Source organism: Streptomyces sp. B3I8 (genome assembly GCF_030816915.1).
Taxonomy (GTDB): domain Bacteria; phylum Actinomycetota; class Actinomycetes; order Streptomycetales; family Streptomycetaceae; genus Streptomyces.
In genome coordinates this window covers 3,249,312-3,268,753 of the sequence record NZ_JAUSYN010000002.1, presented here as the reverse complement: position 1 = coordinate 3,268,753, position 19,442 = coordinate 3,249,312, and the positions used below count along the sequence as shown (strand labels likewise).

The 19,442-nt window shown below is 72.2% G+C and carries 21 protein-coding genes and 2 pseudogenes; 18 read left to right on the top strand and 5 right to left on the bottom strand.

What is annotated here, in order from left to right; genetic code table 11:
* Positions 1 to 32 precede the first annotated feature (32 nt).
* Complete coding sequence (locus tag QFZ64_RS16570; protein ID WP_307066507.1) at positions 33 to 851, bottom strand: response regulator transcription factor; 819 nt, start codon at positions 849 to 851, stop codon at positions 33 to 35.
* A 260-nt stretch (positions 852 to 1,111) separates the two neighbouring features.
* On the opposite strand from QFZ64_RS16570, the gene QFZ64_RS16565 reads away from it, so the two are divergent.
* The 7 genes and pseudogenes from QFZ64_RS16565 to QFZ64_RS16535 all read left to right on the top strand — a co-directional run bounded on the left by QFZ64_RS16565 (position 1,112) and on the right by QFZ64_RS16535 (position 6,907).
* Positions 1,112 to 1,996: an alpha/beta hydrolase gene (locus QFZ64_RS16565; RefSeq protein ID WP_307066505.1), complete on the top strand. Its 885-nt coding sequence runs from the start codon at positions 1,112 to 1,114 to the stop codon at positions 1,994 to 1,996.
* A gap of 59 nt (positions 1,997 to 2,055) precedes the next feature.
* A complete protein-coding gene (locus tag QFZ64_RS16560) occupies positions 2,056 to 2,310 on the top strand; it encodes a MoaD/ThiS family protein (protein WP_307066503.1) in 255 nt (84 codons plus the stop codon).
* Between the two features lie 2 nt (positions 2,311 to 2,312).
* Positions 2,313 to 3,587 (top strand): hypothetical protein, encoded by a 1,275-nt coding sequence (locus QFZ64_RS16555; RefSeq protein ID WP_307066501.1) that lies wholly within the window; start codon positions 2,313 to 2,315, stop codon positions 3,585 to 3,587.
* A 346-nt stretch (positions 3,588 to 3,933) separates the two neighbouring features.
* Entirely contained in the window at positions 3,934 to 4,695 is a 762-nt protein-coding gene (locus QFZ64_RS16550; protein WP_307066499.1) for a DUF2993 domain-containing protein, read from the top strand.
* Between the two features lie 583 nt (positions 4,696 to 5,278).
* Positions 5,279 to 6,124, top strand: a complete 846-nt coding sequence (locus tag QFZ64_RS16545; protein ID WP_307066497.1) for a sulfurtransferase — start codon at positions 5,279 to 5,281, stop codon at positions 6,122 to 6,124.
* A gap of 81 nt (positions 6,125 to 6,205) precedes the next feature.
* Positions 6,206 to 6,493, top strand: coding sequence for a DUF1416 domain-containing protein (locus QFZ64_RS16540; RefSeq protein WP_006139129.1), 288 nt, complete (start codon positions 6,206 to 6,208; stop codon positions 6,491 to 6,493).
* A 155-nt stretch (positions 6,494 to 6,648) separates the two neighbouring features.
* Positions 6,649 to 6,907 (top strand): annotated as a pseudogene (locus QFZ64_RS16535) (DUF3099 domain-containing protein).
* Between the two features lie 17 nt (positions 6,908 to 6,924).
* On the opposite strand, the gene QFZ64_RS16530 reads toward QFZ64_RS16535, so the two are convergent.
* Complete coding sequence (locus QFZ64_RS16530) at positions 6,925 to 7,287, bottom strand: DsrE family protein (RefSeq protein ID WP_307066491.1); 363 nt, start codon at positions 7,285 to 7,287, stop codon at positions 6,925 to 6,927.
* 361 nt (positions 7,288 to 7,648) lie between these two features.
* Here QFZ64_RS16530 and QFZ64_RS16525 point away from each other — a divergent pair, with 361 nt between their 5' ends.
* From QFZ64_RS16525 to QFZ64_RS16500, 6 genes are all read left to right on the top strand, one after another.
* Positions 7,649 to 8,308 (top strand): hypothetical protein, encoded by a 660-nt coding sequence (locus QFZ64_RS16525; protein WP_307066488.1) that lies wholly within the window; start codon positions 7,649 to 7,651, stop codon positions 8,306 to 8,308.
* A complete protein-coding gene (locus tag QFZ64_RS16520) occupies positions 8,305 to 9,117 on the top strand; it encodes a hypothetical protein (protein ID WP_307066486.1) in 813 nt (270 codons plus the stop codon). The genes QFZ64_RS16525 and QFZ64_RS16520 overlap by 4 nt, the downstream gene beginning before the upstream one ends.
* A complete protein-coding gene (locus QFZ64_RS16515; protein ID WP_307066484.1) occupies positions 9,114 to 10,070 on the top strand; it encodes a hypothetical protein in 957 nt (318 codons plus the stop codon). The genes QFZ64_RS16520 and QFZ64_RS16515 overlap by 4 nt, the downstream gene beginning before the upstream one ends.
* A gap of 232 nt (positions 10,071 to 10,302) precedes the next feature.
* Positions 10,303 to 10,878 carry an FABP family protein gene (locus QFZ64_RS16510; RefSeq protein ID WP_307066482.1) on the top strand — a complete coding sequence of 192 codons (576 nt, stop codon included), beginning with the start codon at positions 10,303 to 10,305 and terminating at the stop codon, positions 10,876 to 10,878.
* A gap of 162 nt (positions 10,879 to 11,040) precedes the next feature.
* Complete coding sequence (locus tag QFZ64_RS16505) at positions 11,041 to 11,487, top strand: Fur family transcriptional regulator (RefSeq protein ID WP_307066480.1); 447 nt, start codon at positions 11,041 to 11,043, stop codon at positions 11,485 to 11,487.
* 105 nt (positions 11,488 to 11,592) lie between these two features.
* Positions 11,593 to 12,558, top strand: a complete 966-nt coding sequence (locus QFZ64_RS16500; protein WP_307066478.1) for a folate-binding protein YgfZ — start codon at positions 11,593 to 11,595, stop codon at positions 12,556 to 12,558.
* Between the two features lie 54 nt (positions 12,559 to 12,612).
* Here QFZ64_RS16500 and dtd read toward each other — a convergent pair whose 3' ends face one another.
* A complete protein-coding gene (gene dtd, locus QFZ64_RS16495; RefSeq protein WP_307066476.1) occupies positions 12,613 to 13,038 on the bottom strand; it encodes a D-aminoacyl-tRNA deacylase in 426 nt (141 codons plus the stop codon).
* Positions 13,039 to 13,233: 195 nt separating this feature from the next.
* Between dtd and QFZ64_RS16490 the strand changes: the two are divergent.
* A pseudogene (locus QFZ64_RS16490) lies at positions 13,234 to 13,840 on the top strand (AmfC protein).
* 203 nt (positions 13,841 to 14,043) lie between these two features.
* Here QFZ64_RS16490 and QFZ64_RS16485 read toward each other — a convergent pair.
* Positions 14,044 to 14,481: a VOC family protein gene (locus QFZ64_RS16485; RefSeq protein WP_307066474.1), complete on the bottom strand. Its 438-nt coding sequence runs from the start codon at positions 14,479 to 14,481 to the stop codon at positions 14,044 to 14,046.
* Positions 14,482 to 14,635: 154 nt separating this feature from the next.
* On the opposite strand from QFZ64_RS16485, the gene QFZ64_RS16480 reads away from it, so the two are divergent.
* Entirely contained in the window at positions 14,636 to 15,913 is a 1,278-nt protein-coding gene (locus QFZ64_RS16480; RefSeq protein WP_307066472.1) for a GNAT family N-acetyltransferase, read from the top strand.
* Between the two features lie 366 nt (positions 15,914 to 16,279).
* Positions 16,280 to 17,263 (top strand): winged helix-turn-helix domain-containing protein, encoded by a 984-nt coding sequence (locus QFZ64_RS16475; protein WP_307066469.1) that lies wholly within the window; start codon positions 16,280 to 16,282, stop codon positions 17,261 to 17,263.
* On the opposite strand, the gene QFZ64_RS16470 is transcribed toward QFZ64_RS16475, so the two are convergent.
* Positions 17,244 to 17,432 (bottom strand): hypothetical protein, encoded by a 189-nt coding sequence (locus tag QFZ64_RS16470; protein WP_307066468.1) that lies wholly within the window; start codon positions 17,430 to 17,432, stop codon positions 17,244 to 17,246. The genes QFZ64_RS16475 and QFZ64_RS16470 overlap by 20 nt on opposite strands.
* A 157-nt stretch (positions 17,433 to 17,589) precedes the next feature.
* Here QFZ64_RS16470 and QFZ64_RS16465 point away from each other — a divergent pair, with 157 nt between their 5' ends.
* Positions 17,590 to 18,465: a winged helix-turn-helix domain-containing protein gene (locus tag QFZ64_RS16465; protein ID WP_307066466.1), complete on the top strand. Its 876-nt coding sequence runs from the start codon at positions 17,590 to 17,592 to the stop codon at positions 18,463 to 18,465.
* A complete protein-coding gene (locus QFZ64_RS16460) occupies positions 18,414 to 19,274 on the top strand; it encodes an HAD family hydrolase (RefSeq protein ID WP_373430618.1) in 861 nt (286 codons plus the stop codon). The genes QFZ64_RS16465 and QFZ64_RS16460 overlap by 52 nt, the downstream gene beginning before the upstream one ends.
* Positions 19,275 to 19,442: the final 168 nt, after the last annotated feature.

Here is a 19,442-nt window from a genome sequence, read left to right as displayed (position 1 = left end):
AGGGACTATCCCCCGCTTCTCACGACTCGGGATCAGGCCTCGGAGGCGGCCCTGGCGGCGGCGTCCGCGGCGGCGCCGGCCGGCTCGCCCGCCTCGTCCCGGTTCGCCCCAGCCGTCTCCTGCGGCCTCGACGCCTTTCCCTGTGACTTCTCCTTGTCCGTCCGCTCGGTCCGGTCCGGCTTCTCCGGGGTGACGAACCGGTAGCCGACGTTCCGCACGGTGCCGATCAGCGACTCGTGCTCGGGGCCGAGCTTGGCCCGCAGCCGTCGCACATGCACGTCGACCGTGCGGGTGCCGCCGAAGTAGTCGTACCCCCAGACCTCCTGCAGGAGCTGGGCGCGGGTGAAGACCCGGCCCGGGTGCTGCGCGAGGTACTTCAGCAGCTCGAACTCCTTGAAGGTGAGGTCCAGGACGCGGCCCTTGAGCTTGGCCGAGTACGTCGCCTCGTCCACCGACAGGTCGCCGTTGCGGATCTCCATGGGGGAGTCGTCGCCCGCGATCTGCTGCCGGCCCATGGCCAGCCGCAGCCGGGCCTCCACCTCGGCCGGGCCCGCGGTGTCCAGCAGCACGTCGTCGACGCCCCAGTCCGCGGTGACGGCCGCGAGGCCGCCCTCGGTCACCACCAGGAGGAGCGGGGAGCCCGGCCCCGTGGAGCGCAGGAGCTGGCACAGGCTGCGCACCTGCGGCAGGTCGCGGCGGCCGTCGATCAGGATGGCGTCGGCGCCGGGGGTGTCGACGAGGGCCGGGCCCTCCGCCGGGGCGACCCGCACGTTGTGCAGCAGCAGGCCGAGCGCGGGGAGCACCTCCGCCGACGGCTGGAGGGCGTTGGTGAGGAGCAGCAGGGAGCTCATCGCGTCCTCCCCTCCGGGGGCGTCGTCCTATGGTCGTACTCGGTTCGCTGGCCCATGACGTCTGGTCCTTCCTCGGTTCCCTCGAGGACGTGTACGGCACTGTGCTGCTTCGGTGTCTCTTCCGTGCTTCGGTGCTTCCGTGGTGCTTCTGTGCTTCCGCGCGCCGCGTCGGCTTCCCGCTTCGTATACAACGGCTGCGAAAGCACAAAAGGACCCGGGGGCTTCTCTGCCCGAGTCCTCTGCGCAGCACAATAGCCCACATGAGCGGTGGCAGGGCAGGTCGTGAGGCCCGTTCCACGAGGTGTCCGACAGGTGAGACGCCCGCGGCGGCGGTGTACGGGACGTCTCCGGAGGGGGTGCGCCAGGGGTTCCGGCGGCGGTTCCTGAGCACGGAGGACGGGATAGGGATCGACGCCGCGTACGACCCCGGGGAGCCCGGCGGGGACGTCGGCGGGGGAGCCGGCGGCACCGGGCTCGCGCTCGTGGTGGCGCACGGTTTCACCGGTGATCTGGAACGTGCGTACGTACGGCGGGTCGCCGCCGCGTTGCGCCGCCACGGGGCGGTGGTCACCTTCTCCTTCCGGGGCCACGGCGCCTCCGGCGGGCACTCCACCGTCGGCGACCGCGAGGTGCTCGATCTGACGGCGGCCGTACGGTGGGCGCGTGAGCTCGGCCACACCCGGGTGGCCACGGTCGGCTTCTCGATGGGCGGCTCGGTGGTGCTGCGGCACGCGGCGCTGCGGCCCGGGGGCGCGGAGACCGACGCGGTGGTCGCGGTGAGCTCGCCGGCCCGCTGGTACTACCGGGGCACGGCGCCCATGCGCCGGCTGCACTGGCTGGTGACCCGGCCGGTCGGGCGCGCGGTGGGCCGCTACGGCCTGCGCACCCGCATCCACCACCGGGACTGGGACCCCGTACCCGCCTCCCCGGTCGAGTCGGTGCCGCTGATCGCGCCCACCCCCCTGTTGATCGTGCACGGCGACCAGGACGCCTACTTCCCCGTCGACCACCCCCGCATGCTGGCCGACGCCGCCCCCGGCCACGCCGAACTCTGGCTGGAGCCGGGCATGGGCCATGCCGAGAACGCCGCCGCGGACGAGCTGTTGGAGCGCATCGGGGCGTGGGCGGCGGCGCGGGCGGGCTAGCCTGACGGTGTTCACAGCCGACGCCGGGACACCGGCCGGCCCCACGATCGAGGGACGAGATGGCAACAGGCACGGTGCGCTACTGGGCCGCCGCCAAGGCCGCGGCCGGAATCGCCGAGGAGCCGTACGACGCGGTGACGCTCGCGCAGGCACTCGACGCCGCCCGGGAACGACACCCCGGCGAGCTGGACCGGGTTCTGCTGCGGTGCTCCTTCCTCGTCGACGGGAACCCGGTCGGGACGCGTGAACACGAGACGGTACGGCTGGCCGAGGGCGGCACGGTAGAGGTGCTCCCGCCGTTCGCAGGAGGGTGAGCATGACCGAGCAGCCGTATGGCTACGGGGAGTACGGGGAGTACGGCGAGCGCGAACGCCGGGAGCACGGGGAGTACTGGGAACCCGGGCAGCAGTACGGAGGCCAGGCCCAGAGCCAGGGCCAGGGGCAGACGTACGAGGGGTACCAGGGCGGATACGACGCCGGATACGGGGAGCAGGGCGCGTTTCCGCAGGCCGCGCAGCCGTACCCCCAGCAGCACCAGCCCCACCAGCCTCAGCAGGGCTGGTTCGACGGTGACGTCGCCGACCCGCAGCAGCACACCCAGCAGTGGCAGGGGCAGACCTGGGAGACCAGCGTCCAGCCCTCGCTCACCGTTCCGACGGCGGCGGAGACGGCCTACATGCCGACGACGGGGGCGGCGCCGTACCAGCAGCCCGCGGCCGCGCAGGCCCCCGCTCCCGCGCCCCCCGTCCCCACGGTGGAGGGGAACGGCGGCGCGGCGGGGGGGAACGGCGCCGGCGCGGGCTACGGGGCCGCCACGGTCGCCGGGAACGCCCGGATCACCGACGCGCAGCGGGCCCGGCTGGAGGGCCGCTCGCCGATCATCGAGCCCGGGATGCAGCCCGCGCTGCTCACCGCCGTGCTGGGCGCGCTGCTCGCCGGGGCGGCGGCCGTCGGGTCGTACGCGCTCGTGCTGCCGCTGGTGGTGCTGCAGGCGGTGACCGCGGCCGGCTGGTTCCGGCTCAACGGCATGTGGCCGGCCCGGCAGGGCATCGCGCTGGCCTTCCTGGGCGGCCTGGTGGCCGACGTGGCGGTCCTCGCGGCGGGGCGGGAGCACGGACCGGCGGCGATCCTCGGCACCCTCGGGGTGTGGGTGCTGCTGACCGTGGTGCTGCAACTGCGCTCGCACGCGGATGCGGACGAACGGATGTACGGCCTGATGGCGACGGTCGTCTCGGCCGCGCTGACGATCGTGGCGACGGGGCACCTGGCGGCCGACACGGACGCGGTCGCGGTGGGCGGCGTGGCGGTCGCCGTGGCGATCGTCGCGCGGGCGCTGCCGCTGCCGACGGCGGTGTCGGTGGTGGTCGCCCTGCTGGCGGCCGCGGGTGCGGGGATCGCCGTCGGCGGCATGACGGACCTGGGGTCGGCCGGTGCGGTGCTCGGGGCGGGGGCGGGGGTGTGCGCCCTGATCGGGCACCGGGCGGCGAGCTACGACTACCCGTCGCGTTTCGTGCACTTCACGGCGGGCGTGTCCCTGCCGCTCGCCGCGGCGGCGCCGGCGGTGTGGGTACTGGGGCAGGCGCTGGGGTGACGTCGGTGGGGCGGCGGGGTGCGTTGTTCGCCCCTGCCGCCCCTGCCCTTCCCGTCCCCGCGAGGGGCTTCGCCCCTTTGCCCCGGAGAGCCAGGGTGGCCGGGACGGGCGGGAGGTGCGGATGGATAGGGCTTCTCGCGCAGTTCCTCGCGCCCCTGGAAGGGGCTTCGCCCCTCTGTCTCCGGGAAGCTCGGGGGGTGGCGGGTCGTCCGGCGGGTGAGGGCCGGTGGGGGTTCTCGCGCAGTTCCTCGCGCCCCTGATGGGGTGCCGTCCACCCGATCTCTCCCGGGGCGCCCTGCGCGGGTTAGGCTCGCGGTTCGACCGACCGACGCGGGGGACACCGGACATGCGCGCGCTTCGAATACTTCTCATCGTCGTCGTGATCCTCGGCGGGCTCTTCACCATCGCCGACCGCGTCGCGGTTCATTTCGCCCAGAGCGAGGCCGCCGACCGGATCAAGACGAACGAGCACCTCGCCGAGACCCCCAGCGTCTCCATCGACGGTTTCCCCTTCCTCACCCAGGTCGCGGGCGGCGAGCTCGACGAGATCCATGTCGGCATCAAGGACTACGAGGTCGCCACCGGCACCGCCGGGAAGAGCGGCGCCGCCGGCGCCGGCACCATCCGCATCGACGACCTCCACGCCGACATGCACGGCGTCGACTTCTCCAGCGACTACTCCTCCGCCACCGCGCGCACCGCCACCGGCACGGCCACCATCTCCTACGACGAACTCCTGAAGGCGGCCAAGCCGGAGCCGACGCAGGTCTTTCCCGGCGTCACCGCGAAGGTCCTCGGTCTCTCCGACGGCGGCAACGGCAAGATCAAGGTGAAGGTCAGGCTGGAAGGTTCGGTGGGTCCCAAGAAGTTCTCGCAGACGACCTCCATCCTCAGCTCCGTCACTGTCGAGGGCGACACCGTCAAGGTGCACGCCGACTCGCTGCCCGAGACCGGCCTGGGCCTCGTCGAAAGGGACGTTCGCTCGGTCACCGACTTCCAGCAGGTCATCGACAAGCTGCCCGGCGGGATCAAGATCGACAAGGTCGAGGCCGCTCAGGAGGGCGTGCACATCACCGCCAAGGGGACCGACGTCGACGTGACGGGCTGAGTGGCCGAGTCCCGCACTCCCGCCCCGGCTGGTATGAGACGGCCGTCCGCAGGGTAGGACCGCCTCTGGCCTCCCAGGGCCATGCCCCGTCACGGCCCCGTGCCGTACGACTGTCCGTCAGCCGAGACAGCCCCGTCCGTCCAGCAGATGACCGTCCTGTGCGGCGCGGCCGACAATGGCCGCGAAAAGGGGCAGCGGCGGACCCGGCGCGGGACTCACGGAATCCTTGACCCCTCACGCGTCTCGTATCGCGGACGATCTCGTCTCAGCATGCGACATGCCGGTGACATGCCCGCCCGTCCGTCCCTACGATCGCTGCATGCAGTGCTACTCGAGCGTGCCCCGACTGCGGGGACAGGCGGATCTGACGAAGCGGCGGGCAGTCGACCTGTGCCGCGTCGCCGCCATGCTCTGTCGCACTTTCTGACCGGAGGCCGCCGCCTCCGCGTTCCCCCCGGGCGCCCTCGCCCCCGAGAGCCCCACCCCGCGCCGTACGCGCCCCTCCCGGGTCACGGCCGCGCGCCCCGCACGATTCGGCACCATCCCGCACCATCCCGCCGTAACTGCCCCGGAGGAGAAAAGCATGAGCCGCAGCGACGTACTGGTCGACGCCGACTGGGTCCAGGCGCACCTGGACGACCCGAACGTGGCCGTCGTCGAGGTCGACGAGGACACCGCCGCGTACGACAAGAACCACATCAAGAACGCGATCCGCATCGACTGGACCAAGGACCTGCAGGACCCGGTCCGTCGGGACTTCATCGACCAGGAGGGCTTCGAGAAGCTCCTGTCGGCCAAGGGCATCGCCAACGACACCACCGTCGTGCTCTACGGCGGCAACAACAACTGGTTCGCCTCGTACGCGTACTGGTACTTCAAGCTGTACGGCCACCAGGACGTCAAGCTCCTCGACGGCGGCCGCAAGAAGTGGGAGCTGGACTCGCGCGACCTGGTCGACGGCTCCGAGGTCCCGAACCGCCCGGCGACCCAGTACAAGGCCAAGCCGCAGGACGCCTCGATCCGCGCCTTCCGCGACGACGTCGTCGACGCGATCGGCTCGAAGAACCTCGTCGACGTGCGCTCGCCCGACGAGTTCTCCGGCAAGCTGCTCGCCCCGGCCCACCTGCCGCAGGAGCAGTCGCAGCGCCCGGGCCACGTCCCGACGGCCGCGAACATCCCGTGGTCGAAGAACGCCAACGACGACGGCACGTTCAAGTCGGACGACGAGCTCAAGGAGCTCTACACCGCCGAGAACGTGGACCTCGCCAAGGACACCATCGCCTACTGCCGCATCGGTGAGCGCTCCGCGCTCACCTGGTTCGTGCTGCACGAGCTGCTCGGCCAGGAGAACGTCAAGAACTACGACGGTTCCTGGACGGAGTACGGCTCCCTCGTCGGCGTGCCGATCGAGCTCGGCACCGGCAAGTAACACCTCACGACCGACGACGTCGCCCACGTCGCCGACGTCACCGACGACACCGACCTTTCAAGACCTCTTCAGGAGTAGGACATGTGCGGAGCGAAGGCCGGCGGCCCGGACGCCTCGACGATCAAGCCCGGTGAGACCACCATCCAGGGCCAGGTGACCCGCGACGGCGAGCCGGTGACCGGTTACGTCCGGCTGCTGGACTCGACCGGCGAGTTCACCGCGGAGGTCCCCACCTCCGCGACGGGACAGTTCCGGTTCTACGCGGCCGAGGGCACCTGGACCGTACGGGCCCTGGTCCCCGGCGGCAGCGCGGACCGCACGGTCGTCGCCCAGCAGGGCGGCCTCGCGGAGGTCGCGATCGCGGTCTGAGCGCACGGGCGCGGGCACGCGCGCCGCGCCACGAACGGCCGAAGGGCCGCACCGCCGGTGGTTCCCGGCGGTGCGGCCCTCCGGCCTGTCCGGGGCCGGCGCGGATCGGATCCGGGCCGGTTCGCCGCGCGGCGAACCGGCCTACGCTGAGAAGCATGTACGCACGTCGGCGCCGGACCTACTTCGTGATGATGGGGACCTGCATCGGGCTCTTCGTGCTGGCCTGGGGAGTCGTACGGATGTGGTCGGGTCCCGGCGGCCATCGGGATGTGCGTGGTGGCCATGGTCATCCCGCCGGTGGCCGCGATCGTCGCCAACCGGCACGGCCCCGACGACCGCTGGTGGGACGACCCCTCCGGGGACCCGAAGTCCGACGAGTGGTGGGACGAGCTGGACGGCAGGAAGCGCCGGTAGCCCCGTGGGCGCTCGTCTCAGTAGACGAGCGCCTGCGTCTCGTCCGCCATCGCCTCCTGCACGAACACCTGTGCGCCCGCGATCCGGATGCCCTCGATGAGGTCCTTCTCCGTGAGGTCCCGGCGGGCGGCGCACTGCGTGCACAGCGTGATGCGGCCCGCCGCCATGACCGACTCGATCAGGGCGGGCAGCGGCGCGGCGTGCGGCAGTTCGAACTCCGCCGCCCGCCCCGGCACCGCGAACCACGCGGACTCGCCGGTCAGCCAGAGCGACACGTCCACACCACTGGCCACGGCCACGGCCGCCACGGTGAACGCCTGCGAGCAGCGCTCGGGCGCGTCGGCCCCTGCGGTCACCTTGATCACGAGCTTCTTCGCCATGCCCGAATCGTAATCAACGTGCCTACAACCGGGGCCGGAACCCATGGGTCTTCTGTGCCGCACGGAGACGGAATCTGTGCTTCACCTTTTTGTGGGGGACGTGTTGGAACAACCCGAGAAGAGACCCGACGCGCCAGAAGCGCCTGGAACAACGCCTGTTGAGCTTTCTGTCGAAACCTCTGCCGAGCCCGCTGTCGAAACCCCTGCCGAACCCCTCGGCGAACTTGCTGCCGCCCTGCCTGCCCCGTCCCTTGCCGCGCCCACTGCGGCACCCCCTGCCGTTCCACCTGCGGTTCCCTCTGTCCCCTCCACGCCGCCGGCCCGGCGGCGACGCGGTCCGCTGCTGTTCGTCGGGGCCACCGTGCTAGGACTGGTCGCCGGTGCCTGCGCCGGGTACCTGGTCCAGGCCGACCGCGCGCCGACGAAACTGCCCTCGCTCTCCCAGCCGCGGTTCGCGCAGGCCAAGGGCGAGCCGGAGCCGTTGTCCGCCGCGCAGGACGCCCGGCTGAGGACCGACGGCGACCTGCGCAGGCTGCTGCTGAAGAAGCCGGCCGGCGCCGAGGACGCGGAGTGGCTCACGGGAGCGGACGGCTGGCTGGACCAGGTCGCGTACGCGGAGAGCTATGAGAAGCCCGCCGACGCCTTCGAGGAAGCGGCGGACGAGCACTTCCGCCGGGCCGCCGTCGTCGGCTGGACCACGGGGAGCGGAACCGACGTGGAGATCCGGCTCGTGCAGTACCGCCAGGAGGAGTCCCTGTCGGCCGAGCAGGACAACGAGAACAACCAGTACTGGTCGGGCCGCAGGAGCGGCACGCGGAGCTGGGCGCTGCGCGGCACGCGGGACGGCCGCGCGTACGTGCACAGCCGGCCCGAGACGAGGGCCGGCTATCAGCCGCAGTACGGCGCGGAGGCGTTCGCCTGGCGTGGCGACGTCTGCCTGGAGATCCTCGTCACCGACACGCAGCCGGTCCCCAAGGCCACGATCATGCGCCTGGCCGAACGTCAGTTGGAGCGCCTGTGAGCCAGGAAGAACCGACCCCGCCGGCCCCGACCCCTGACTCGTTCCCGCCCCCGCCCCCGGCCGCGGCGTCCGGCAGGCGCCCCCGCGTGCTGCGGGCCGTCGCGGCCGCCGTGCTCGCGCTCGCCGTCGTCGGCGGGCTCGGATACACCGCCGTCGCCGTCGACGGGGCCGACCGCGACGCGGGCGCCCCCGTGTGGGAGTTCCCCGAGAGGGACACCGACGACCACAAGGCGCCCGCCGTCTCCGGGCTCGCCGCGCTGCTCGTGCCGTACGGCTCCGACGGCAGTGACGGCTTCGGACGCGGCCCCGACCTCGGCGAGTACGGCGCGGACGTCGAACTCAGCGGCGCCCGGGCCACCGCCCTGCGCAAGGAGGAACTGCGCGGCCTGCCCCGCTCCCAGCGCAGGCTGCTGGAACGGCAGATCGACAAGCAGCACATCAAGGGCATGGCGATGCGCAGCTACCTCGACGACAGATACGCCCGCGAAGTCAGCACCGTGAGCATCACCCTGGTCCGCATGGACCGGGACTCCGTACGGGCCGCGGCAGCCGGTCAGAACACGCTCTTCGATGCCCTGGGTGACGCCCTGCGCGCGGGACCCCGGATCGAGGGGCACAAGGACGCGCGGTGCTACCGGCCGCCGAAGGGCACGGGTGACGACCTCGACACGATGTACTGCTACGCCCCCCAGGGGGACGTCCTGGTCACGGCCGCGGTGGACGGGGTGGCCCCGTTGAAGGCCGGGGAGGCCATGCGGCTCCTCAAGGATCAGCTCGACCGCATCGCGGAGCCGGGGGAGGCGGTATGACCGACCAGCAGCAGGAGACGCCGGCACGGCAGGAGACCGCCGTCCGGGAAGTGGCTGCCGTCCGGGAAGTGCCTCCCGTCGAGGAGGAGGCCTGTGTCCAGGAGGAGGCCCCTGCACAGGAGGAGACCGTCGCCCGGACGGAAACCCTCGCCCAGGAACAGCCCCCCGCCCCCGCGGCCCCGCCCAAGAAGGACCGGCGGGCCGTGTGGACGGCGCTGCGGTGGACCGCCGCCGTCGTCGTGTTCGTGGCGGTCGGGGTGTCCACGGCGTACGGCGTCGCCCGCGTCGACCGCACGGACCTGCCCGGGCTGGCCACCGCCTCGGACGGCCGCTGGGACTACCCGGAGCTGACCCGGCCGCCGCTGCCCTCCGGCAGCCCCGGCCCCTTCGACGAGGGCAACGCGGCCGGCGCGCACTACGCCGACCTGCGCGACCTCGTCCTGCCCGCCCCGAGGGGCGCGACCGTCGACAAGGCGCTGCGCGGCTCCGACGGCTGGCTGAGGACGAAGGACTTCCTGGCGGCGTACGCCGAGAAGGACGACCGGGAGACCCTCGGCGGCATGCTCGCCGACCGCGCGCTGCGGCACGTCGCCGCCCGGGGCTGGACCACGCCCGACGGCACGCACACCCGGATCTACCTGCTGCAGTTCAACACGGCGGTCGTGGTGGACAACCTGTTCGTGGAGTACCTGGCCGACGCCGACAGCCCGGCCTACGCGCTGCGCGGGGCGGAGACGTCCGTCTTCGACGACCACTGGCCGCAGAAGGCGGTCGTCGGGGACGTCCACCGCTCCTGCTACGTGGAGTCCAAGCCGTACGGCGCCGAGCAGGTGCGGCAGGCCTACCTCTCCGCCGGCGACGTCCTCGCGCTGGTCACACAGTCCCGCAAGGGCAGCGCGAAGGCCGTCCCGTTCCAGCAGACGGTGGTGCTCCAGGCCCAGCTCCTGAGCTGAGCGGCCCGGAGAGGAGGGCCGGGCCCCGGCCGCGTAAGCTGGGGCCCGGCCCCGTAGTGCCACTGCCGTGTCCGTGCGTACCGCTCGTACCGCTCGCCCGAGGAGCACCCTGTGGAGACTTTCTTCGAAACCCTGCTGGTCCTGGTCTGCGTCGGTGTGCTCGCCTTCGCGTACCTGACCGTGAAGAAGCTGTACCAGGGCCAGCGCTGACCGTCGTCCAGGAGCCCCGCTCATGATCGAAATCCCGTCCGACCTCCACAAGGGCCTCGTCCCGCTCGCCTTCCTGCTCGGCAACTGGGCCGGCGCGGGCGTGCACGACTTCCCCGGCTCCGAGAAGTGCAACTTCGGCCAGGAGGTCTCCTTCACCCACGACGGCCGGGACTTCCTGGAGTACCACTCGCGCAGCTGGGTGCTGGACGGCGAGGGCAACAAGGTGCGGCCGCTGGAGACGGAGTCCGGCTTCTGGCGGATCGACGCCGACCGCAAGGTCGAGGTCACCATGGTCCGCGACGACGGTGTCGTCGAGATCTGGTACGGCGAACTGGCCGCCAAGAAGCCGCAGGTCGACGTGGTCACCGACGCCGTGGCCCGCACCGCCGCCTCCGGCCCGTACACCGGCGGCAAGCGGCTGTACGGGTACGTCAACAGCGATCTGATGTGGGTCGGCGAGAAGCAGACCCCCGACGTCGAGCTGCGCCCGTACATGTCGGCCCACCTGAAGAAGGTCGTCTCCCCGGAGGACGTCGAGCGCTGGGCCAAGGCTCTGCCCGAGGACATGCCGGACGACGGGATCGCGTTCTTCAAGTGACGTTCTTCGAGTGACCCCTGGGGCGCCTTTTCGGCGCCCCTTCGGCATCCCTCTCCGGGCGATCCGGGCGATCCGGGCGATCCGGCGGTGTGCAGGCGGGATCCCGCCGATAGGGGCGCGATCCCGACGGTGGGCGGGCGCGGGGGTCCTAGACTGGGGCGCGTGGTAGCCACCGACTGGAAATCCGATCTGCGGCAGCGCGGTTACCGGCTGACGCCGCAGCGCCAGCTCGTGCTCGAAGCGGTCGACACCCTGGAGCACGCGACTCCGGACGACATCCTGGCCGAGGTGCGCAGGACGGCCTCGGGGGTGAACATCTCGACGGTCTACCGGACCCTCGAGCTGCTGGAGGAGCTGGAGCTCGTCTCGCACGCGCACCTGGGGCACGGGGCGCCGACCTACCACCTCGCCGACCGGCACCATCACCTGCACCTGGTGTGCCGGGACTGCACCGACGTCATCGAGGCGGACGTCGGGGTGGCCGCCGAGTTCACCGCAAAGCTGCGCGCCGAGTTCGGGTTCGACACCGACATGAAGCACTTCGCGATCTTCGGCCGCTGCGAGGCGTGCACGCGCCGGGCGCAGGCCGGGCGTCCGGCGGAGAAGTGAGCCGGGAAGCAGGTCGAGAGGCAAGCCGGGAAGCAGGCCGGGAAGCAGGCACGGAGCAGACCCAGAAATAAACGGGGCGGAAATCCGGTCGTAGGCTGTATGACCATGAAGAGCCCTCTGCTGTCCCTGCCAGGCGCCGTCCCCGCCGAGGGCGTGGACGAAGGCGTCGCCGCCCATTACGGCGACCTGTTCCGCGAGCAGCGTGCCCTCGCCGACGGCACCGGTTTTGTGGACCTCTCCCACCGCGGCGTCGTCACGGTCACCGGCGAGGACCGGCTGAGCTGGCTGCACCTGCTGCTCACCCAGCACGTCAGCGACCTCCCCGCGCACCAGGCCACCGAGGCGCTCATCCTCTCCCCGCACGGCCACATCGAACACGCGCTCTACCTGGTCGACGACGGTGAGACCACCTGGGCGCACATCGAACCCGGCACCCAGGAGGCGCTGCTCGCCTATCTGGAGTCGATGAAGTTCTTCTACCGGGTCGAGGCCGCCGACCGCACCGGCGACTACGCCGTCGTCCACCAGCCCGCCGGTTCCATCGCCGAGGTGCCGGACGGCGTCGTCGTACGCGAGACGCCGTACGGGCGCGAGCTGTTCCTGCCCCGGGGCGACCTGGAGGCGTACGCCGCCGGGCACGGGCCGGCCGCCGGGCTGCTGGCGTACGAGGCGCTGCGCGTGGAGCACCACCGCCCGCGCCTCGGCTTCGAGACCGACCACCGCACCATCCCGCACGAGCTGGGCTGGATCGAGACCGCCGTCCATCTGCAGAAGGGCTGCTACCGGGGCCAGGAGACGGTCGCCCGGGTGCACAACCTGGGCAAGCCGCCGCGCCGGCTGGTCTTCCTGCACCTCGACGGCAGCGAGGTGCACCTGCCGCCGCAGGGCACGGAGCTGCGCCTGGCCGCGGACGGGCCCGACGGCCGCAAGATCGGCTTCATCACCACATCCGTACGCCACCACGAGCTGGGTCCGGTCGCGCTCGCCCTGGTCAAGCGGAACGTCCCCGTCGACGCGCCGCTGCTCGCCGACTCGACGGCGGCGGCGCAGGAGACGGTCGTCGAACCCTGAAGTCCGCCCCGGAATTCTTCGCCCGTCGGGCCCTGGAGTCCCTCGTCCGCGCCGTCAGATCTCCAGCAGGACGGTGAACGGGCCGTCGTTCGTCAGCGACACCCGCATGCGGGCCCCGAACCGGCCCGTCGCCACCGTCGCCCCCAATTCCCTGAGGCGGGCGACGACTTCGTCGACCAGCGGTTCGGCGACGTCCCCGGGCGCCGCCGCGTTCCACGTCGGGCGGCGCCCCTTGCGGGCGTCGCCGTACAGCGTGAACTGGCTGACGACCAGCAGCGGCGCGTCGATGTCGCTGCACGACCTCTCCTCGCCCAGCATCCGCAGCGTCCAGAGCTTGCGGGCCAGCTGCGCCGCCTTCTCCTTGGTGTCCTCGTGGGTCACCCCCACCAGGACGCACAGCCCCTCGCCCTCGATCGCGCCGACCGTCTCGCCGTCCACGACGACCTCGGCGCCGTCCACCCTCTGCACCACCGCTCGCATGCGCACCATGATGCCGTGCGCACGGTGTACGACCTCGGGGGGTACCCGAAGAGGATTCTTGTCGGTCCCCGACCGCCCGTCCGGGGCCGTCAAGGGGCACTTGGTCATAAAGCGGTCACCGGGGATGGCACGATGCGTGGTGCGGTCGCACCCGTCGGTGCGCCGCACCGGTCGAGGGGACGGTGGAGCAGCAGCATGACCACACCGAGCATCGGGCAGCAGCCCGACATCGCGTCGTCGGCCCGCACGGTGCGCGCGGGGGAGCACCGGCCGCCCGTGCAGCGCACGGACAGCCCGCTGCCACCGGAGCCGACCGAGCCCGACCTCTCGGCCCTGAGCCTGCCCGAGCTGCGCGCCCTGCGCCGGGACGCCCAGCGGGACGAGGCGGATCTGAGCTACGTACGGCGGCTGCTGCAGGGGCGCATCGACATCCTGCGCGCGGAACTGGCCCGGCGCGGGGGGACGGCCGCGCCGGAGGACGGCTTCGTGCAGCGGCTGACGGCGATCCTGACGGACGCGCCGACCGCGCAGCGCTCGTCGGCCCGGCACGTGACGCTGGGGACGCCGCAGAGCGAGCGGTACCGGCGGCTGGCGGCGGAGATGCTCGGCGAGGTCGAACTGTCCGACCTCGGGGCCCGCACGGACGAGGAACTCACCACGGGCCTCACCCGCCTCGCCCGCCACGAACGCAAGATCTCCCGCAGCCCGTCGTGCCCTGCAGCGCACGACGGACCACTGCACCAGAGAGATCGCCCGCAGATACCGCGAGGGCGAGGCCCAGGTGAAGGACCTGCTGGGCTGAGGGGCAAGGACACGGCCACCGGCCGGGGCACGGGGATCACGCGGCGGGAGCGGCAGCGGCGGCGAGGTGCCCGGGATCGGGCGGCACCGAGCGGAGCCGGGCGGTGTGGGCCCGTCCCCGGACGGTGACGGTGCAAGGCCGTGGTGGGTCCGCCCCCGGACGGGCCGGTGTCAGGCCCGCCGCGGGTCCGTGCCCGACCGGCCTCAGGCCGGCGCGGCGGCGACGCAGAACTCGTTGCCCTCCGGATCGGCCATCACCACGTGGTGCCCCTCGGCCTCCGCCAGCACGACCCCGCCCGCCCGGACCAGCCGCTCGGACTCGGCCCTGATCCGCGCCCACCTCTCGGCGGGGCCGCCGTGCCCCGGCACCCGGATGTCGAGATGCAGCCGGTTCTTCGCGGTCTTCGGCTCGGGCACCGTGAGGATGCTCAGCCGGGGACCGACGCCCTCGGGATCGCAGAGCCATGCGGCGTCGTCCGCGGAATCGTCCTCGGAGAGGTCGTCGAACTGCGCGAGCCACTCCTCGCGCGTCGCGAAGGGAGCGGGCGGCGGCTCGTCCACGTAGCCGAGGGCCGTCCTCCAGAACTCGGCGAGGAGCGTCGCGTCCGCACAGTCGAGGGTCAGATCGATTCTGGCTGCCATGGCAGGACCGTAGAGCATGCCTGTGACAGCCGCCGCCGAGCCGCCGCCGTGCCGCCGAGCCGCCGTCGGGGCCGCCGGAGCCGCCGCCGGAGCCGCGGCCCGGCGGGCGGAAACTGCCGCGACACCCGCGTCCCCACCCCCCTAGCGTGACCGCATGACCACGCCCCGCACCCTCGTCGTCCGCCCCGTCACCACCGCGGACATCCCCGACTGGCTCACGGCGTTGAAGACCGTCTTCCTCCGCACCACGGACCCCCTCGGCGCCGACGCCCAGCCGGAGGCCCTGGCCGAGCGCATGGAGCCGATAGACCCCGCCCGCACCCTCGGCGCCTTCGACGACACGGCGCCCCACCCCTGTGTCGCCACGTTCCGCTCCTTCCCCCAGGAGCTCACGGCCGTGGGCGGCACCGCCGTCCCCGCCGACGCGATCAGCAATGTCGGCGTCCTCCCCACCCACCGCCGCCGCGGCCTGCTGAGCCGCATGATGGCCCACGACCTGGCCGCCGCGAAGGAGCGCGGCGACGTCGTCGCCACCCTGGTCCCCACCGAGTACCCGATCTACGGCCGCTTCGGCTTCGGCCCCGCCACCCACACCGCCGAGTGGACGGTCGAGGTCCCCCGCTCCGGCCTGGACCCCCGGTGGTCCGCACCCGAGGACGGCGGCCGGATCGACCTCGTCGACGGCGCGGACGTCCGCAAGCTCGGCCCCGGTCTGCACGACCGCCTGCGCGCCGCCCAGCCCGGCGCGGTCGACCGGTCCGACCTCTGGTGGCGCGCCGCCACGGGCCTCGTACGGTTCGGCCGGCCCTGGACGGAGCCGTTCCACGCCACCTTTCACTCGGCGTCCGGCGAGCTGGAGGGGCTGGTGACGTACACGTGCGACGACGAGTGGGGCGGTGGCACGCAGCCTCAGGCCACCGTCCAGGTCAGCCGGCTGATCGCGACGACCCCGGCCGCCGAGCGCGCCCTGTGGCACCACCTCTGCTCGATCGACTTGGTGACCCGGGTCCGCAGCGGCCACCGCGCCCCCGACGACCTGCTGCCGCACCTCCTGCCCGACCCGCGCGCCGCCCGCCTCACCACCCTCGCCGACCACCTGTGGGTGCGGATCCTGGACGTCGTACGGGCCCTGGAGGCGCGGACGTACGAGGGGGAGGGGACGCTCGTCCTGGAGGTGGTCGACGGCGGTGGCCTGGCCGGCGGCCGCTACCGGCTGGAGGCGGGCGCGGACGGCGCCCACTGCGCGGAGACGACCGAGGACCCCGACCTGACCCTGGCCGTCGGCGACCTGGCGCCGCTCTGGCTCGGCGACGAGTCAGCCGCCCGGCTCGCCGCGCTGGGCAGGGTCCGGGAACGGCGAGAGGGCGCCGCCCGAATGGCCGACGCCCTGCTGCGCACGTCCCGGCGACCGTGGTGCCCGGACATCTTCTGACGCCTGGGCCGTGCCTGGAACCTGTCGTTGGACTCATAGCGACGGCAGCGTCTGTTCAGTTGTGGCTGTGCGGTGTGTGCCGTATGCGGTTGTGGCTGTGCGGTGGCGCGGTGGCGCCGTGATGACGTTGTTCGGTTGTGGCTGTGCGGGTGGTGCCGGTGGTGCGGGTCGAGCTCCCGGCTCCCCTCCGGAAGGGAGATCGACCGACCGGACCGACCCACCGGGCCGACCGGGTCGACCGACCAATGTGACCCAGACCCGCCAAGTTGGCGACCAACTCAACCAGAGTTATCTCCACTTGGACGCGTCTTATAACCACCCTCCCATGAACTGCCCCGAGATGGCGAGAAGTTGTAGGGTTTGGTCGTGACGCCGGAACACGCTCCGGAACGACCCGAACACGCGCCGGGCACCGTCCCCGCCGACGGGCGGAAGAAGCCCCCGGGCTCCCGGCGCCGCGCGCGCGAGGTGGCCGACGCGCTGCGCGCCCGGATCGGCTCGGGTCAACTGCGCCCCGGCGCGCGCATGCCCACGCAGGCGGCGCTGGCCGAGGAGTTCGGAACCGAGCGCGGCACTGTGCGGCAGGCCCTGCGCATCCTGCAGTCGGAGGGTCTGCTCGCGGGTGTCTCCCGGGGCAGCCCGGCGACCGTCGCGCCGGGCGCCGGGCGGGCGCCGGACGGCCCGACCGCCTCCACGCCCCGGCCCACCACGGTCGCCCTCGCCCCGCGCATCTCGGCCGCCTTCGCCGCGCCCCACGTGGAGATCGACGCGCTGTGTCTGACGTCGATCTCGCTGACCCTGGCCGTGGGAGAGCCGTTGCGCCAGATCCACGCGGGGCGCATCAAACCGGCCAAGGTCGACGTGCGGGTGCTGCTGCCCCGCCGGGACATCCCGCTCGCCTTCCCCACGCCGGTGGCCGCCGCCGGCACCGACGCGAGCGCCGCCGCCTCCGCTGCCGTCGCCGACAACGAGGTGCACCGCCGCTGGCTGGCCCAGCGCAACGCGCAGTGCCAGGTGCTCCAGCACAACCTGCTGTCCCTGCGCAGCACCCACGGCATCGACGCACGCGTCACCTTCCGGGCCCTGCCGTTCACCCCGCCGGTGAAGCTGTACCTGCTCAACGGCGCCGAGGCGCTGTTCGCGTACTACACGGTGCGGCGGCGCGAGGCCGAGATCGACCACACGGCCCTGCAGATGTACGACGCGGAGGGCACGCAGGCCGTGCTGTTCCCGTTCGCGCGGGGCGACGGGGCCCGGGACACGACCTTCGTCGAGCAGTCCCGCCGGTGGTTCGACGCCCTGTGGGAGACGATCAGTTCGGACCTGGACCTCACAGCGTCGGCCCGGTGATCAGCAGCGCGAGGACGACCACCCCGAGCGAACTGCACGTGGCGTTCCTGGCCCGGACGCCGATGGTGAGCAGCACCAGCCCGACGAGGCCCATCGGACCGTACCGCCACTGCAGGAACTGTTCGACACCGGCGGTGAACACGGTGCTCAGGAGAATCTGGACGGGCATGGTGGCACCCCCTTCAGGGTGGACGGGCGGTGCGGGAAGCGGCTCTCACCAACTATGAGCAAGTTGGTTGCCAACTTGGTTGTAGTTATTCCCAGTTGGTCCCCACCTCAAAACAAGTCTCAAACAACTCGTCCGAGATGGAGGAAAGTTGTAACGTTTGGTCGTGTCCCAGCAGAATGCCGAGCGAGCCGAGAAGCGCTCGCCCCAGGAGATCGCCGACGCGTTGCGGGAACGTATCCGCGCCGGCGAGCTGAAGGCGGGCGACCGGCTGCCCACCCAGGCCAGGTTGGCCGACGAGTTCGGGGTGGAGCGCGGCGTCGTCCGCCAGGCCCTGCGCGTGCTCCAGGAGGACGGCCTGCTGAGCAACGTCAGCAAGGGCAGCCCGCCGCGCGTCGCCGAGGCCGCGACGCCGGCCCTGGACGCGCCCCGGCCGACCATGGTGGCCCTGGCCCCGCGTCTGGTGGAGGCGTTCTCCTCACCGCACGTCCGGGTCGACGCGGCGTGCCTGACCGCCGAGACGCTGATGGTGGCGCTCGGCGAGCCGGTCCGCATGATCCACGAGGGGCGGCTCCGTCCCCACTCCATCGACGTCCGCATCCTGCTGCCGTCCCGCGAGATCGACCTGGCGTTCCCGGTCCCGGTCGACGGCCGTGGCGGGGACGACGCCGTCCACAGGCGCTGGCTGGCCCAGCGCAACGCCCAGGGCCACGTCCTCCAGCACAACCTGCTGTCCCTGCGCTCCACCCACGGCATCGACGTCCAGGTCCGCTTCCGCGCCCTGCCGTTCACGCCGCCGATGAAGCTGTACCTGCTCAACGGCGGGGAAGCCCTGATCGCGTACTACATGCTGACCCGCCGCGCGGAGGAGATGGAGAGCGGCATGACGGAGATGTACGACGCCCTGGGCTCCCAGTCCCTGCTGTTCTCCTTCGAGAAGCGCACCGGGCATCGGGACTCGGCCTTCGTCGACCAGTCCCAGTTGTGGTTCGACGCCCTCTGGGAAACCATCACGTCGGACCTGACACTCTCCTAGTGACTCCTGAAACGACGCAGAGCGAGACGACGCAGAGCGAGACGACGCGAGGCGAGACGACGCACAGCGAACCGGCGCACAGCGAGACGACGCGGACTGGTCCGGTGACAACGGAGACCGAGAACGTCCGACAACTGGTCACCCGTGCCCGTTTCGTGCTGTGGGACTTCGACGGGCCGATCTGCAGGCTCTTCGCGGGGCACCCGGCGGACGTCGTGGCGCGGGAGATGCGCGACTGGCTGGGGCATCAGGGCCTGCTCCACCTGTTGACCGAGGAGGAGCAGCGGGCCGCCGACCCGCACGTCATCCTCCGGGCGGTCGACGAACGCCACCCGGGCAGCGATCTCGTCACGGCGCTCGAGGAGTTGCTCACGCACCACGAACTCCTCGCCGTCCCCAGCGCGCGGCCGACGCCGTACGCCGACCCGGTGATACGCACCTGGACCGCGGTCGGCGCCCGGCTCGCGGTCACCACCAACAACTCCGCGCGCACGGCCACGGCCTACCTGACCACCCGCGGCCTGCTCGGCTGTTTCGCCCCGCACATGTACGGACGTACGCACGAGCTCCATCAGCTCAAGCCGGACCCGCACCACCTCAACCGCGCCCTCGGCGCCCTCGGCGCGGCCCCCGAGGACGCCCTGATGATCGGCGACAGCCCCTCCGACGCCCAGGCCGCCGCCCACGCGGGCGTCCCCTTCCTCGGCTACGCCCGCAACGACGACAAGGAGAAGGCCCTGCGCACGGCGGACGCCACCACGATCGTCGCCGCCCTCGACCAGGTCCTGGAAGTTCTGCGGACGATGTGACTGGTGGCCGGGGGCGGGGCGGCCGGTCACCACACGTGGGTTCGGCCCGTCACTCTCCTGGCACGTCAGGTGTCGTGCGGGCAACGGGATCTGGCAGCATGCTCGTTCACGGGGGAGTACCGTGCTTCACTTCCGCACCACTGGTGCGGACTCAGCCCAGGGAAATGA